This window comes from Erwinia pyrifoliae DSM 12163 (assembly GCF_000026985.1).
Taxonomy (GTDB): Bacteria; Pseudomonadota; Gammaproteobacteria; order Enterobacterales; family Enterobacteriaceae; genus Erwinia; species Erwinia pyrifoliae.
This window is the reverse complement of sequence record NC_017390.1, coordinates 3,673,913-3,688,224: the sequence shown is the minus strand read 5'-3', so window position 1 is coordinate 3,688,224 and position 14,312 is coordinate 3,673,913. Positions and strand designations below refer to the sequence as shown.

Below are 14,312 nucleotides of genomic sequence, written 5' to 3'. Positions count from 1 at the left end.
AACCATGCTGCATACCTTGATGACATCACCATTTCGATGCGATCTCCCCGCCATATTACGTCTGCTGGCTGCGGGGGATGACGTTTTGCTATTACAGGATGGGGTCATTGCCGCACTGGAAGGTAGCGTGGCCCTTGAAGCGCTGCTGAAGGCACCTATTAACCTGTATGCGCTGAAAGAAGATCTCGAGGCGCGTGGACTTCTTGCTCAAATTTCATCCAGGGTGACGGTGATAGGCTATACTGACTTTGTTCAGCTGACGGTGCGAAATCTGCAACAAATGGCCTGGTAACGACGGTAATCCTGGTTATTTCTTGACTCTTTTTCAGCTCAGCCCTAAAATTCTGCGGCCTCGTGATTCTACGAGGCGATTTATTACGTGTTTACGAAGCAAAAGCTAAATCCCAGGAGCTATTTAATGGCAACAGTTAACCAGCTGGTTCGCAAACCACGCGTACGCAAAGTTGCAAAGAGCAACGTGCCTGCGCTGGAAGCCTGCCCGCAGAAACGTGGTGTATGTACTCGTGTATACACGACTACCCCTAAAAAACCGAACTCCGCACTGCGTAAAGTATGTCGTGTTCGTTTAACCAACGGTTTTGAAGTCACCTCCTACATCGGTGGTGAAGGTCACAACCTGCAGGAACACTCCGTGATCCTGATCCGTGGCGGTCGTGTAAAAGACTTGCCAGGTGTGCGTTACCACACCGTTCGTGGCGCGCTGGACTGCTCAGGTGTTAAAGACCGTAAGCAGGCTCGCTCCAAGTACGGCGTGAAGAAGCCAAAGGCTTAATGGTTCTCCGTTAAGTAAGGCCAAACGTTTTAACTTAAATGTCATAATAAACTCATAGAGTTTTGGACAATCCTGAATTAACAACGGAGTATTCCTATGCCACGTCGTCGCGTCATTGGTCAGCGTAAAATTCTGCCAGATCCTAAGTTCGGATCAGAGCTGCTGGCCAAATTCGTCAATATCCTGATGGTAGATGGTAAAAAATCTACTGCTGAAACTATCGTTTATAACGCGCTGGAGACCCTGGCTCAGCGTTCGGGTAAAAACGAGCTGGAAGCATTCGAAGTAGCCCTGGACAACGTCCGCCCAACCGTGGAAGTTAAATCCCGTCGCGTTGGTGGTTCTACTTATCAGGTACCAGTTGAAGTCCGTCCGGTTCGTCGTAATGCCCTGGCAATGCGTTGGATCGTTGAAGCTGCTCGTAAACGCGGTGATAAATCTATGGCTCTGCGCCTGGCGAACGAACTTTCTGATGCTGCAGAAAATAAAGGCACTGCAGTGAAGAAACGTGAAGACGTTCACCGTATGGCCGAAGCCAACAAGGCGTTCGCTCACTACCGCTGGTAACAGCTCTGTAGTTGTTATTAACCCAGCGGGCGTTCAAGTAGCCAACCCGCTGGGATTTGACTGCCTTAGAACGTCCGAGAATCAGAGGAATCAAATGGCTCGTACAACACCCATAACGCGCTACCGTAACATTGGTATCAGCGCACACATCGACGCCGGTAAGACGACCACTACCGAACGTATTTTGTTCTACACCGGTGTAAACCACAAAATCGGTGAAGTTCATGATGGCGCAGCCACCATGGACTGGATGGCGCAGGAGCAGGAGCGTGGTATTACCATTACCTCCGCAGCGACTACCGCTTTCTGGTCTGGTATGGCTAAGCAGTTCGAGCCGCACCGCGTTAACATTATCGACACCCCAGGACACGTTGACTTCACCATCGAAGTAGAGCGCTCTATGCGTGTACTCGATGGCGCAGTGATGGTTTACTGTGCTGTTGGTGGCGTGCAGCCACAGTCTGAAACCGTATGGCGTCAGGCTAACAAATATAAAGTTCCTCGTATCGCGTTCGTTAACAAAATGGACCGTATGGGTGCTAACTTCCTGAAAGTGGTCAGCCAGATCAAATCTCGCCTGGCGGCTAACCCGGTGCCGATTCAGTTGGCAATCGGCGCGGAAGAGAAATTCACCGGCGTTGTTGACCTGGTGAAAATGAAAGCGATCAACTGGAACGATGCCGATCAGGGTGTGACCTTCGAATACGAAGAGATCCCAGCTGATATGCAGGAACTGGCTGAAGAATGGCACCAGAACCTGGTTGAATCCGCAGCTGAAGCTTCTGAAGAGCTGATGGAGAAATACCTGGGCGGTGAAGAACTGACTGAAGAAGAGATCAAAAGTGCTCTGCGTCAGCGCGTTCTGAACAACGAAGTTATCCTGGTAACCTGTGGTTCTGCCTTTAAAAACAAAGGCGTGCAGGCGATGCTGGATGCGGTAATTGAATACCTGCCGGCACCCACTGACGTTACCGCGATTAACGGTATCCTGGACGATGGTAAAGACACTCCGGCCGTGCGTCACTCTGACGACAAAGAGCCGTTTGCTGCGCTGGCGTTCAAAATTGCGACCGACCCGTTTGTCGGTAACCTGACCTTCTTCCGCGTGTACTCTGGTGTGGTTAACTCCGGTGACACCGTGATGAATCCGGTTAAATCTCAGCGTGAGCGTCTGGGCCGTATCGTACAGATGCACGCTAACAAACGTGAAGAGATCAAAGAAGTTCGCGCAGGCGACATCGCTGCGGCTATCGGTCTGAAAGACGTGACTACCGGTGACACCCTGTGTGACCCGAGCAACGTGATCATTCTGGAGCGCATGGAGTTCCCTGAGCCGGTCATCTCCGTTGCGGTTGAACCAAAAACCAAAGCTGATCAGGAAAAAATGGGTCTGGCTCTGGGCCGTCTGGCGAAAGAAGACCCATCCTTCCGCGTGTGGACTGACGAAGAATCTGGTCAGACTATCATCGCCGGTATGGGTGAGCTTCACCTGGACATCCTGGTTGACCGTATGAAACGTGAGTTCAACGTTGAAGCCAACGTTGGTAAGCCTCAGGTAGCCTACCGTGAAACCATCCGTGAGACCGTTAAGGATGTTGAAGGTAAGCATGCTAAGCAGTCTGGTGGTCGCGGTCAGTTCGGTCACGTTGTGATCGATATGGGGCCTCTGGAAGCTGGCGGTCCTGGCTACGAGTTTGTCAACGACATTGTGGGTGGTTCGATTCCTAAAGAATTCATCCCGGCCGTTGATAAAGGTATTCAGGAGCAGCTGAAGTCCGGCCCTCTGGCTGGCTACCCGGTTGTTGATATCAAGGTTCGTCTGCATTACGGTTCATACCATGATGTTGACTCCTCCGAGCTGGCGTTTAAACTGGCTGCTTCCCTGGCCTTTAAATCTGCGTTCGGTAAAGCAAAACCTGTGCTCCTTGAGCCGGTGATGAAGGTTGAAGTCGAAACGCCAGAAGACTACATGGGTGACGTAATCGGTGACCTTAACCGTCGTCGCGGCATGATCGAAGGTATGGAAGATACTTCTACCGGTAAGACCGTTCGTGCTCAGGTACCACTGTCTGAAATGTTTGGTTATGCAACTGACCTGCGTTCACAGACTCAGGGCCGCGCTTCATACTCTATGGAGTTCCTGAAGTACGCTGAAGCGCCGAACAACGTCGCTCAGGCCGTTATCGAAGCCCGTGGCAAATAAGTTCTCGGGTTTACACCATTGATCCCGTGCTCATCTCCCACAGGGTGAGCACAGAAAGGAAGGAATATCGCCGTGGCTAAAGAGAAATTTGAACGTTCTAAACCGCACGTCAACGTAGGTACTATCGGCCACGTTGACCACGGTAAAACTACCCTGACTGCTGCTATCACCACCGTACTGGCTAAAACTTACGGCGGCGCTGCTCGTGCATTCGACCAGATNGATAACGCACCAGAAGAAAAAGCGCGTGGTATCACCATCAACACCTCTCACGTTGAATATGACACCCAGTCTCGCCACTACGCGCACGTAGACTGCCCGGGCCACGCCGACTATGTGAAAAACATGATCACCGGTGCNGCGCAGATGGACGGCGCGATTCTGGTTGTTGCTGCGACTGACGGCCCAATGCCTCAGACCCGNGAGCACATCCTGCTGGGTCGCCAGGTTGGTGTTCCATACATCATCGTGTTCCTGAACAAGTGTGACATGGTNGATGATGAAGAGCTGCTGGAGCTGGTTGAGATGGAAGTACGTGACCTGCTGTCACAGTACGACTTCCCAGGCGACGACACCCCAATCGTTCACGGTTCTGCGCTGAAAGCGCTGGAAGGTGAAGCAGAGTGGGAAGCTAAGATCATCGAACTGGCTGGCCACCTGGATAACTACATCCCGGAACCAGAGCGCGCAATTGACAAGCCGTTCCTGCTGCCAATCGAAGACGTATTCTCCATCTCTGGCCGTGGTACCGTTGTTACCGGTCGTGTAGAGCGCGGNATCGTTAAAGTCGGTGAAGAAGTTGAGATCGTTGGTATCAAAGATACCGTGAAATCAACCTGTACCGGTGTTGAAATGTTCCGTAAGCTGCTGGACGAAGGCCGTGCGGGTGAGAACTGTGGTATCCTGCTGCGCGGTATCAAGCGCGAAGATATCCAGCGTGGTCAGGTTCTGGCTAAGCCGGGCACCATCAAGCCACACACCAAGTTCGAGTCAGAAGTTTATATTCTGTCTAAAGANGAAGGCGGCCGTCATACTCCGTTCTTCAAAGGCTACCGTCCACAGTTCTACTTCCGTACCACTGACGTGACCGGTACTATCGAACTGCCAGAAGGCGTTGAGATGGTGATGCCAGGCGACAACATCCAGATGGTTGTTACCCTGATCCACCCAATCGCGATGGATGACGGTCTGCGTTTCGCCATCCGTGAAGGTGGTCGTACCGTTGGTGCTGGTGTTGTTGCTAAAGTTATCGCTTAATAGCTGATATCTGTCTGACGAGGTCTATCCCTGTCAGGGTAAATAGAAAAGGGCGCTTCGGCGCTCTTTTTTTTGCCGGTGTGAAATCGGCTCCGCGTCGTTTTATGAAAGCAAGATTGCTGTTGCTTTGCCGCTAAATGTACGTATAATACGCAGGCCTGCCAATACGGCAAGGCGCAACTCAATATGAGTTGCCGACCAGTACGCAAGTGCTCGTCAACAATACCCGCGATATGCGGGTTATGTGCTCAACGATTACACTCCTCCATCAATCGTAATGGATGCGAGTAGTAATTCTTTTCGTTTATAAATAATTGGAGCTCTGGTCTCATGCAGAACCAAAGAATCCGTATCCGTCTTAAAGCGTTTGATCATCGTCTGATCGATCAATCAACTGCGGAAATCGTAGAGACTGCCAAGCGCACTGGTGCGCAGGTACGCGGTCCTATCCCGCTGCCGACCCGCAAAGAGCGCTTTACCGTTCTGATCTCCCCGCACGTCAATAAAGATGCGCGCGATCAGTATGAAATTCGCACTCACAAGCGTCTGGTTGACATCGTTGAGCCAACTGAAAAAACGGTTGATGCTCTGATGCGTCTGGATCTGGCTGCCGGTGTAGACGTGCAGATCAGCCTGGGTTAATCAGGTCATTGAGCGATTGAGAGGTTGAAACAATGATTGGTTTAGTCGGTAAAAAAGTGGGTATGACCCGTATCTTCACAGAAGATGGCGTTTCTATCCCTGTAACCGTGATCGAAATTGAAGCAAACCGCGTTACTCAGGTCAAAGGCCTGGAAAACGACGGTTACACTGCTATCCAGGTAACTACCGGTGCTAAAAAAGCAAACCGTGTAACTAAGCCTGCAGCAGGTCACTTTGCTAAAGCTGGCGTTGAAGCTGGCCGTGGTCTGTGGGAATTCCGCACTGCTGAAGGCGCAGAGTTCACCGTAGGTCAGAGCATTAATGTTGACATTTTCGCTGACGTGAAAAAAGTTGACGTGACTGGAACATCTAAAGGTAAAGGTTTTGCCGGTACTGTTAAGCGCTGGAACTTCCGTACTCAGGATGCGACTCACGGTAACTCCTTGTCTCACCGCGTTCCGGGTTCTATCGGTCAGAACCAGACTCCGGGCAAAGTGTTCAAAGGCAAGAAAATGGCAGGCCAGCTGGGTAACGAACGTGTCACCGTTCAGAGCCTGGACGTGGTACGCGTTGACGCTGAGCGCAACCTGCTGCTGGTTAAAGGTGCAGTTCCCGGTGCTACCGGTAGCGACCTTATCGTTAAACCAGCTGTGAAGGCGTAAGGGGATAGCAATGGAATTAGTATTGAAAGACGCGCAAAGCGCGCTGACTGTTTCCGAAACTACCTTCGGTCGTGATTTCAACGAAGCGCTGGTACACCAGGTTGTTGTTGCTTATGCAGCAGGTGCCCGTCAGGGTACCCGTGCTCAGAAGACGCGTGCTGAAGTCACTGGTTCAGGCAAAAAGCCTTGGCGCCAGAAAGGTACCGGCCGTGCGCGTGCAGGTTCTGTAAAGAGCCCAATCTGGCGTTCAGGTGGTGTAACCTTCGCTGCGAAGCCGCAGGACCACAGTCAAAAAGTTAACAAAAAGATGTACCGTGGCGCGCTGAAAAGCATCCTGTCCGAACTGGTACGTCAAGATCGTCTGATCGTTGTCGAGAAGTTCTCTCTGGAAGCGCCTAAAACTAAGCTGCTGGTAGAGAAACTGAAAGACATGGCTCTGGAAGACGTGCTGATCATCACTGGCGAACTGGAAGAGAACCTGTTCCTCGCCGCACGTAACCTGTACAAGGTTGACGTACGTGATGCAGCGGCTATCGACCCAGTTAGCCTGATCGCCTTCGACAAAGTCGTTATGACTGCTGATGCAGTTAAGCAAGTTGAGGAGATGCTGGCATGATCCGTGAAGAACGTCTGCTGAAAGTACTGCGCGCGCCGCACGTATCTGAAAAAGCATCTGCTGCGATGGAAAAAACCAACACCATCGTTCTCAAAGTTGCGAAAGACGCGACCAAAGCAGAAATCAAAGCCGCTGTACAGAAACTTTTCGAAGTTGAAGTCGAAGTCGTGAACACTTTGCTGGTTAAAGGCAAGTCTAAGCGTCAAGGACAGCGTATTGGTCGTCGTAGCGACTGGAAAAAAGCTTACGTCACCCTGAAGGAAGGCCAGAATCTGGACTTCGCAGGCGGCGCTGAGTAAGTCGGAGGAGAAGAACAATGGCAATTGTTAAATGTAAACCGACATCTCCGGGTCGTCGTCACGTAGTTAAAGTGGTGAACCCAGAGCTGCACAAGGGCAAACCATTTGCCCCGCTGGTAGAAAAAAACAGCAAATCTGGCGGCCGTAACAACAATGGTCGTATCACTACCCGTCATATCGGTGGTGGTCACAAGCAGGCTTACCGTATTGTTGATTTCAAACGCAACAAAGATGGTATCCCGGCGACCGTTGAACGTCTTGAGTACGATCCGAACCGCTCTGCGAACATCGCACTGGTTCTGTACAAAGACGGTGAACGCCGTTACATCCTGGCCCCTAAAGGCCTGAAAGCTGGCGACCAGATTCAGTCTGGCGTTGATGCGGCGATTAAAGCGGGTAACACCCTGCCGATGCGTAACATCCCAGTCGGTTCTACCGTGCATAACGTAGAAATGAAACCAGGCAAAGGCGGACAGATTGCTCGCTCAGCCGGTACTTACGTGCAGATCGTTGCGCGTGAAGGTTCTTACGTTACCCTGCGTCTGCGTTCTGGTGAAATGCGTAAAGTCGAATCTGACTGCCGCGCAACCCTGGGCGAAGTCGGTAACGCTGAGCATATGCTGCGCGTTCTGGGTAAAGCCGGTGCCGCTCGTTGGCGTGGTGTTCGTCCTACCGTTCGCGGTACTGCGATGAACCCAGTCGATCACCCGCACGGTGGTGGTGAAGGTCGTAACTTTGGTAAGCACCCGGTGTCCCCGTGGGGCCTCCAGACCAAAGGTAAGAAGACCCGTAGCAACAAGCGTACTGATAAATTTATCGTACGTCGCCGTAGCAAATAATTTTAGAGGATAAGCCATGCCACGTTCTCTCAAGAAAGGTCCTTTTATTGACCTGCACTTGCTGAAGAAGGTAGAGAAAGCTTTGGAAAGCGGAGACAAGAAGCCAGTGCGCACCTGGTCCCGTCGTTCAACGATCTTCCCTAACATGATCGGTTTGACCATCGCTGTCCATAATGGTCGTCAGCACGTTCCTGTCTTTGTTTCCGACGAAATGGTCGGTCACAAGCTGGGTGAATTTGCTCCGACTCGTACTTATCGCGGCCACGCGGCTGATAAAAAAGCCAAGAAACGCTAAGGCAGGAGGAAGAGATGGAAACTATCGCTAAACATCGCCACGCTCGTTCTTCTGCACAGAAGGTTCGCTTGGTAGCGGATCTTGTACGCGGTAAGAAAGTGTCGCAGGCTCTGGACATTTTGACCTACACCAATAAGAAAGCGGCTGTACTGGTCAAGAAAGTTCTGGAATCTGCCATTGCTAACGCCGAACACAACGATGGCGCTGACATTGATGATCTGAAAGTCACGAAGATCTTCGTAGACGAAGGCCCAAGCATGAAGCGCATTATGCCGCGTGCAAAAGGTCGTGCAGATCGCATCCTGAAGCGCACCAGCCACATTACTGTGGTTGTGTCCGATCGCTGAGACTCTGGAGACTAGCAATGGGTCAGAAAGTACATCCTAATGGTATTCGCCTGGGTATTGTTAAACCCTGGAACTCTACCTGGTTCGCCAATACCAAAGAATTCGCTGACAACCTGGACAGCGACTTTAAAGTTCGTCAGTTCCTGACTAAAGAACTGGCTAAAGCATCCGTCTCTCGCATCGTTATCGAGCGTCCGGCTAAGAGCATTCGTGTGACCATTCACACCGCTCGTCCTGGCATCGTTATCGGTAAGAAAGGCGAAGATGTAGAAAAACTGCGCAAGGTCGTAGCGGATATCGCTGGCGTTCCTGCACAGATCAATATCGCCGAAGTCCGTAAACCGGAACTGGACGCTAAATTGGTTGCTGACAGCATCACTTCACAGCTGGAGCGTCGTGTGATGTTCCGTCGTGCTATGAAGCGTGCGGTACAGAACGCAATGCGTCTGGGCGCTAAAGGGATCAAAGTTGAAGTTAGTGGCCGTCTGGGCGGTGCAGAAATCGCGCGTACCGAATGGTACCGTGAAGGCCGCGTGCCATTGCACACCCTGCGTGCAGACATTGACTACAACACCTCTGAAGCGCACACCACTTATGGTGTAATCGGCGTTAAGGTATGGATCTTCAAAGGTGAGATCCTGGGTGGTATGGCTGCTGTTGAACAACCGGAACCGGCTGCTCAACCTAAAAAGCAGCAGCGTAAAGGCCGTAAGTAAGGAGAGTCGCTGATGTTACAACCAAAGCGTACAAAATTCCGTAAAGTGCACAAAGGCCGCAACCGTGGTCTGGCGCAGGGTACGGATGTTAGCTTCGGTACTTTCGGTCTGAAAGCTGTTGGCCGTGGTCGTCTGACTGCTCGTCAGATCGAAGCAGCACGTCGTGCTATGACCCGTGCAGTTAAGCGTCAAGGTAAAATTTGGATCCGTGTCTTCCCGGACAAACCAATTACCGAGAAGCCGCTGGAAGTGCGTATGGGTAAAGGTAAAGGTAACGTGGAGTATTGGGTTGCCTTGATCCAGCCAGGTAAAGTCCTGTATGAAATGGACGGTGTTCCGGAAGAGCTGGCCCGTGAAGCATTCAAGCTGGCAGCAGCAAAACTGCCTATCAAAACCACCTTTGTAACTAAGACGGTGATGTAATGAAAGCAACAGAGCTGCGTGAAAAAAGCGTTGAAGAGCTGAACACTGAGCTGCTTAACCTGCTGCGTGAGCAGTTTAACCTGCGCATGCAGGCAGCATCCGGCCAGCTTCAACAGACTCATGTGTTGAAGCAGGTGCGTCGTGATGTTGCACGCGTTAAGACTTTACTGACTGAGAAGGCGGGTGCGTAATGACCGATAAAATCCGTACTCTGCAAGGTCGCGTGACTAGTGACAAAATGGAGAAATCCATTGTTGTGGCTATCGAACGTTTCGTGAAGCACCCAATCTACGGGAAATTCATCAAGCGTACGACCAAACTGCACGTACATGACGAGAACAACGAATGTGGTATCGGCGACGTGGTGATCATCCGCGAATGCCGTCCACTGTCCAAGACTAAGTCCTGGACGCTGGTTCGCGTTGTAGAGAAAGCGGTTCTGTAATAGAATCTGCCTCTCTAAAAAATAAGATAAACGGCTCGTCTGAGCCGTTTATTTTTTCTACCCATAGGCGAAAAGCAGTGTTATAATGCTGCGCCCTCAATTATGGGGCGATTAAACGACCTGAATCAGGTCCCGAAGTAGTAGTTGACATTAGCGGAGCACTAAAATGATCCAAGAACAGACTATGCTGAACGTCGCCGACAACTCCGGTGCACGTCGCGTAATGTGTATCAAGGTTCTGGGTGGCTCGCACCGTCGCTACGCAGGCGTAGGCGACATCATCAAAATTACCATCAAGGAAGCAATTCCTCGCGGTAAGGTTAAGAAGGGTGATGTGCTGAAAGCGGTAGTGGTGCGCACCAGGAAGGGTGTTCGTCGCCCGGACGGTTCTGTCATTCGCTTCGATGGTAATGCATGCGTTATTTTAAACAATAACAGTGAGCAGCCTGTCGGAACGCGTATTTTTGGGCCGGTAACTCGTGAACTTCGTACTGAAAAGTTCATGAAAATTATCTCTCTGGCACCAGAAGTACTCTAAGGAGCGAAAAATGGCAGCTAAAATCCGTCGCGATGACGAAGTTATCGTGCTGACCGGCAAAGATAAAGGTAAGCGCGGTAAAGTAAAAAATGTCCTGTCTTCTGGCAAGGTCATTGTTGAAGGTATCAACCTGGTTAAAAAACATCAGAAGCCTGTACCGGCCCTGAACCAACCAGGCGGCATCGTTGAAAAAGAAGCTGCTATTCAGGTTTCTAACGTTGCGCTCTTCAACTCGGCAACCGGTAAGGCTGACCGTGTAGGCTTTAGATTCGAAGACGGCAAAAAAGTCCGTTTCTTCAAGTCTAACAGCGAAACTATCAAGTAATTTGGAGTAGTACGATGGCGAAACTGCATGATTACTACAAAGACGAAGTAGTTAAGAAACTCATGACTGAGTTTAGCTACAATTCTGTCATGCAAGTCCCTCGGGTCGAGAAGATCACCCTGAATATGGGTGTGGGTGAAGCGATCGCTGACAAGAAACTGCTGGATAACGCAGCAGCCGATCTGGCAGCAATCTCCGGTCAAAAGCCGTTTATCACCAAAGCACGCAAGTCAGTTGCAGGCTTCAAAATCCGTCAGGGCTATCCGATCGGCTGTAAAGTAACTCTGCGTGGCGAACGCATGTGGGAGTTCTTTGAGCGTCTGATTTCTATTGCTGTTCCACGTATCCGTGACTTCCGTGGCCTGTCCGCTAAGTCATTTGATGGCCGTGGTAACTACAGCATGGGCGTTCGTGAGCAGATCATCTTCCCAGAAATCGACTATGACAAAGTCGACCGCGTTCGTGGTATGGATATTACCATCACCACTACTGCGAAATCTGATGATGAAGGCCGCGCACTGTTGGCTGCTTTTAACTTCCCGTTCCGCAAGTAAGGCAGGGTTACTGATGGCTAAGCAATCGATGAAAGCACGCGAAGTCGTTCGCGTGAAACTGGCTGACAAGTACCGCGCTAAACGCGAGGAACTGAAAGCTATCATTTCTAGCGTGAACTCGTCCGACGAAGATCGTTGGAATGCTGTTCTCAAGCTGCAAACTCTGCCGCGTGATTCCAGCCCGTCCCGTCAGCGCAAGCGCTGCCGCCAAACTGGCCGTCCACATGGTTATGTGGGCAAATTCGGGTTGAGCCGTATCAAGTTGCGTGAAGCCGCCATGCGCGGTGAAGTACCTGGCTTGAAAAAGGCTAGCTGGTAATTACCAATTGAATCACGGGAGTAAAGACAGATGAGCATGCAAGATCCGATCGCGGATATGCTGACCCGTATCCGTAACGGTCAATCCGCGAATAAAGTAGCGGTCACCATGCCTTCCTCCAAGCTGAAATTGGCGATTGCCAACGTGCTGAAGGAAGAAGGCTACATTGAAGAATTTAAAGTCGAAGGCGACACCAAGCCAGAACTGGAACTGACTCTTAAGTATTTCCAGGGCAAGGCAGTGGTAGAGAGCATTCAGCGTGTGAGCCGTCCAGGTCTGCGTATCTATAAACGCAAAGACGAACTGCCAAAAGTAATGGCTGGACTGGGTATTGCTGTTGTTTCTACCTCTAAAGGTGTTATGACCGATCGTGCAGCACGCCAGGCTGGTCTTGGCGGCGAAATTATCTGCTACGTAGCTTAATCGGAGGAAAAATGTCTCGTGTTGCTAAAGCACCTGTCGTCATTCCTGCCGGCGTAGAGGTAAAACTCGACGGTCAGGTTATTTCGATTAAAGGTAAAAACGGCGAGCTGACTCGTACGCTCAACAATGCCGTAGAAGTTAAGCATGCTGACAACGCCCTGACTTTCGCTCCGCGTGAAGGTTTTGCGGACGGTTGGGCGCAGGCAGGTACTTCTCGCGCTCTGCTGAACGCTATGGTTATCGGTGTTACCGAAGGCTTCACTAAGAAGCTGCAGCTGGTTGGTGTAGGTTATCGTGCAGCCGTTAAAGGCAACGCAGTGAGTTTAGCCTTGGGCTTCTCTCACCCCGTTGAACACGCGCTGCCAGCGGGAATCACTGCTGAATGTCCCACTCAGACTGAAATCGTGCTGAAAGGCGCTGATAAACAGCTGATTGGTCAGGTTGCAGCCGATCTACGCGCTTACCGTCGTCCTGAGCCTTATAAAGGCAAGGGTGTTCGTTACGCCGACGAAGTCGTGCGTACCAAAGAGGCTAAGAAGAAGTAAGGTAACACTATGGATAAGAAATCTGCTCGTATCCGTCGTGCGACCCGCGCACGTCGCAAGCTCAAAGAGCTGGGTGCTACTCGCCTGGTGGTACATCGTACCCCGCGTCATATTTACGCACAGGTAATCGCACCTAACGGTTCTGAAGTCCTGGTTGCCGCTTCTACTGTAGAAAAAGCAATCGGTGAGCAACTGAAGTACACTGGAAACAAAGACGCTGCTGCTGCTGTTGGTAAAGCAGTTGCTGAACGCGCAATCGAAAAAGGCATCACTGGTGTTTCTTTCGACCGTTCTGGTTTCCAATATCATGGTCGTGTCCAGGCACTGGCAGATGCTGCCCGTGAAGCTGGCCTACAGTTCTAAGGTAGAGGTGTAAGATGGCACACATCGAAAAACAAGCTGGCGAACTGCAGGAAAAGCTGATCGCGGTTAATCGCGTATCTAAAACCGTTAAAGGTGGTCGTATTTTCTCCTTCACAGCTCTGACTGTTGTTGGTGATGGTAACGGTCGCATCGGTTTTGGTTACGGTAAAGCGCGTGAAGTTCCAGCAGCGATCCAGAAAGCGATGGAAAAAGCTCGTCGCAATATGATCAATGTCGCGTTGAACGGCGGCACCCTGCAGCACCCTGTTAAAGGCGTGCACACAGGCTCTCGCGTGTTCATGCAGCCAGCTTCAGAAGGTACCGGTATTATCGCCGGTGGTGCAATGCGCGCCGTTCTGGAAGTTGCTGGGGTTCATAACGTTCTGGCTAAAGCCTACGGTTCCACCAACCCGATCAACGTGGTTCGTGCAACTCTGGATGGCCTGGCTAACATGAATTCCCCAGAAATGGTCGCTGCCAAGCGTGGCAAATCCGTTGAAGACATTCTGGGGTAATGACCATGGCTAAGACTATTAAGATTACTCAAACCCGCAGTTCGATCGGTCGTTTGCCTAAACATAAGGCAACACTGCTTGGCCTGGGTCTGCGTCGTATTAACCACACCGTAGAGCGTGAAGACACGCCAGCTATACGCGGTATGGTTAACGCGATTTCCTACATGGTTAAAGTGGAGGAGTAACAGATGCGTTTAAATACTCTGTCTCCGGCCGACGGCTCTAAACACGCTCCTAAACGTCTGGGTCGTGGTATTGGTTCTGGTCTCGGCAAAACCGGCGGTCGTGGTCACAAAGGTCAGAACTCACGTTCTGGCGGTGGCGTACGTCGTGGTTTTGAAGGTGGCCAGATGCCTCTGTACCGTCGTCTGCCGAAATTCGGTTTCACCTCTCGCAAAGCAATGGTCACTGCAGAAGTTCGTCTGTCTGACCTGGCGAAAGTTGAAGGTGGTATCGTCGACCTGAACACGCTGAAAGCGGCTAACATTATCGGTATTCAGATCGAGTTCGCAAAAGTTTTCCTGTCTGGCGAAGTTGCTGCACCGGTAACGATCCGTGGTCTGCGTGTCACTAAAGGCGCTCGTGCTGCAATCGAAGCTGCTGGCGGTAAAATTGAGGAATAAGTA

Annotated in this window: 26 protein-coding genes; all 26 read left to right on the top strand. The window is 51.1% G+C overall.

The genetic code is table 11. The features are described 5' to 3' along the window. Positions 1-4 precede the first annotated feature (4 nt). Positions 5-292, top strand: a complete 288-nt coding sequence (tusB, locus tag EPYR_RS16820) for a sulfurtransferase complex subunit TusB (protein WP_014539655.1) — start codon at positions 5-7, stop codon at positions 290-292. A gap of 126 nt (positions 293-418) precedes the next feature. Continuing rightward, on the top strand, positions 419-793 hold the full coding sequence (rpsL, locus tag EPYR_RS16815; RefSeq protein WP_003852912.1) for a 30S ribosomal protein S12: 375 nt from the start codon (positions 419-421) through the stop codon (positions 791-793). 96 nt (positions 794-889) lie between these two features. Further along, positions 890-1,360 carry a 30S ribosomal protein S7 gene (gene rpsG / locus EPYR_RS16810; RefSeq protein WP_004160604.1) on the top strand — a complete coding sequence of 157 codons (471 nt, stop codon included), beginning with the start codon at positions 890-892 and terminating at the stop codon, positions 1,358-1,360. A 94-nt stretch (positions 1,361-1,454) separates the two neighbouring features. Continuing rightward, positions 1,455-3,563, top strand: a complete 2,109-nt coding sequence (fusA, locus tag EPYR_RS16805; protein WP_014539654.1) for an elongation factor G — start codon at positions 1,455-1,457, stop codon at positions 3,561-3,563. A gap of 72 nt (positions 3,564-3,635) precedes the next feature. Beyond that, entirely contained in the window at positions 3,636-4,820 is a 1,185-nt protein-coding gene (gene tuf, locus EPYR_RS16800; protein ID WP_014539653.1) for an elongation factor Tu, read from the top strand. A gap of 330 nt (positions 4,821-5,150) precedes the next feature. After that, a complete protein-coding gene (gene rpsJ / locus EPYR_RS16795) occupies positions 5,151-5,462 on the top strand; it encodes a 30S ribosomal protein S10 (protein ID WP_001181005.1) in 312 nt (103 codons plus the stop codon). 32 nt (positions 5,463-5,494) lie between these two features. Next, positions 5,495-6,124, top strand: coding sequence for a 50S ribosomal protein L3 (gene rplC, locus EPYR_RS16790; protein WP_004160595.1), 630 nt, complete (start codon positions 5,495-5,497; stop codon positions 6,122-6,124). 10 nt (positions 6,125-6,134) lie between these two features. Next, complete coding sequence (rplD, locus tag EPYR_RS16785; RefSeq protein ID WP_014539652.1) at positions 6,135-6,740, top strand: 50S ribosomal protein L4; 606 nt, start codon at positions 6,135-6,137, stop codon at positions 6,738-6,740. After that, a complete protein-coding gene (gene rplW / locus EPYR_RS16780; protein ID WP_004160593.1) occupies positions 6,737-7,039 on the top strand; it encodes a 50S ribosomal protein L23 in 303 nt (100 codons plus the stop codon). Before rplD ends, rplW begins: the two co-directional genes overlap by 4 nt. A 17-nt stretch (positions 7,040-7,056) precedes the next feature. After that, positions 7,057-7,878, top strand: a complete 822-nt coding sequence (gene rplB / locus EPYR_RS16775; protein ID WP_004160592.1) for a 50S ribosomal protein L2 — start codon at positions 7,057-7,059, stop codon at positions 7,876-7,878. Between the two features lie 16 nt (positions 7,879-7,894). After that, positions 7,895-8,173 (top strand): 30S ribosomal protein S19, encoded by a 279-nt coding sequence (gene rpsS / locus EPYR_RS16770; protein ID WP_014539651.1) that lies wholly within the window; start codon positions 7,895-7,897, stop codon positions 8,171-8,173. 14 nt (positions 8,174-8,187) lie between these two features. Further along, complete coding sequence (gene rplV, locus EPYR_RS16765; protein ID WP_000447532.1) at positions 8,188-8,520, top strand: 50S ribosomal protein L22; 333 nt, start codon at positions 8,188-8,190, stop codon at positions 8,518-8,520. Positions 8,521-8,537: 17 nt separating this feature from the next. Beyond that, positions 8,538-9,236: a 30S ribosomal protein S3 gene (gene rpsC, locus EPYR_RS16760; protein ID WP_002919766.1), complete on the top strand. Its 699-nt coding sequence runs from the start codon at positions 8,538-8,540 to the stop codon at positions 9,234-9,236. 12 nt (positions 9,237-9,248) lie between these two features. Then, entirely contained in the window at positions 9,249-9,659 is a 411-nt protein-coding gene (rplP, locus tag EPYR_RS16755) for a 50S ribosomal protein L16 (RefSeq protein WP_002438716.1), read from the top strand. Beyond that, positions 9,659-9,850, top strand: a complete 192-nt coding sequence (gene rpmC / locus EPYR_RS16750; RefSeq protein WP_004160585.1) for a 50S ribosomal protein L29 — start codon at positions 9,659-9,661, stop codon at positions 9,848-9,850. The genes rplP and rpmC overlap by 1 nt, the downstream gene beginning before the upstream one ends. Beyond that, complete coding sequence (gene rpsQ / locus EPYR_RS16745) at positions 9,850-10,104, top strand: 30S ribosomal protein S17 (RefSeq protein ID WP_014539650.1); 255 nt, start codon at positions 9,850-9,852, stop codon at positions 10,102-10,104. The genes rpmC and rpsQ overlap by 1 nt, the downstream gene beginning before the upstream one ends. Positions 10,105-10,270: 166 nt before the next feature. Further along, positions 10,271-10,642 carry a 50S ribosomal protein L14 gene (rplN, locus tag EPYR_RS16740; RefSeq protein WP_014539649.1) on the top strand — a complete coding sequence of 124 codons (372 nt, stop codon included), beginning with the start codon at positions 10,271-10,273 and terminating at the stop codon, positions 10,640-10,642. Between the two features lie 10 nt (positions 10,643-10,652). Further along, positions 10,653-10,967: a 50S ribosomal protein L24 gene (gene rplX, locus EPYR_RS16735; protein ID WP_004160582.1), complete on the top strand. Its 315-nt coding sequence runs from the start codon at positions 10,653-10,655 to the stop codon at positions 10,965-10,967. 14 nt (positions 10,968-10,981) lie between these two features. After that, positions 10,982-11,521: a 50S ribosomal protein L5 gene (rplE, locus tag EPYR_RS16730; RefSeq protein WP_004160580.1), complete on the top strand. Its 540-nt coding sequence runs from the start codon at positions 10,982-10,984 to the stop codon at positions 11,519-11,521. A gap of 13 nt (positions 11,522-11,534) precedes the next feature. After that, positions 11,535-11,840 carry a 30S ribosomal protein S14 gene (gene rpsN / locus EPYR_RS16725; RefSeq protein ID WP_004160578.1) on the top strand — a complete coding sequence of 102 codons (306 nt, stop codon included), beginning with the start codon at positions 11,535-11,537 and terminating at the stop codon, positions 11,838-11,840. 30 nt (positions 11,841-11,870) lie between these two features. Further along, positions 11,871-12,263 carry a 30S ribosomal protein S8 gene (gene rpsH, locus EPYR_RS16720; RefSeq protein ID WP_004160576.1) on the top strand — a complete coding sequence of 131 codons (393 nt, stop codon included), beginning with the start codon at positions 11,871-11,873 and terminating at the stop codon, positions 12,261-12,263. Positions 12,264-12,274: 11 nt separating this feature from the next. Next, positions 12,275-12,808: a 50S ribosomal protein L6 gene (gene rplF, locus EPYR_RS16715; RefSeq protein ID WP_014539648.1), complete on the top strand. Its 534-nt coding sequence runs from the start codon at positions 12,275-12,277 to the stop codon at positions 12,806-12,808. Between the two features lie 9 nt (positions 12,809-12,817). Then, the gene (gene rplR / locus EPYR_RS16710; protein ID WP_012442836.1) at positions 12,818-13,171 is read left to right on the top strand and encodes a 50S ribosomal protein L18; all 354 of its coding nucleotides are present in this window, start codon (positions 12,818-12,820) and stop codon (positions 13,169-13,171) included. Between the two features lie 14 nt (positions 13,172-13,185). Then, positions 13,186-13,686 carry a 30S ribosomal protein S5 gene (gene rpsE, locus EPYR_RS16705; protein ID WP_014539647.1) on the top strand — a complete coding sequence of 167 codons (501 nt, stop codon included), beginning with the start codon at positions 13,186-13,188 and terminating at the stop codon, positions 13,684-13,686. A 5-nt stretch (positions 13,687-13,691) separates the two neighbouring features. Then, the gene (gene rpmD / locus EPYR_RS16700; RefSeq protein WP_015899095.1) at positions 13,692-13,871 is read left to right on the top strand and encodes a 50S ribosomal protein L30; all 180 of its coding nucleotides are present in this window, start codon (positions 13,692-13,694) and stop codon (positions 13,869-13,871) included. A 3-nt stretch (positions 13,872-13,874) separates the two neighbouring features. After that, positions 13,875-14,309, top strand: a complete 435-nt coding sequence (gene rplO / locus EPYR_RS16695; RefSeq protein ID WP_014539645.1) for a 50S ribosomal protein L15 — start codon at positions 13,875-13,877, stop codon at positions 14,307-14,309. Positions 14,310-14,312 lie beyond the last annotated feature (3 nt).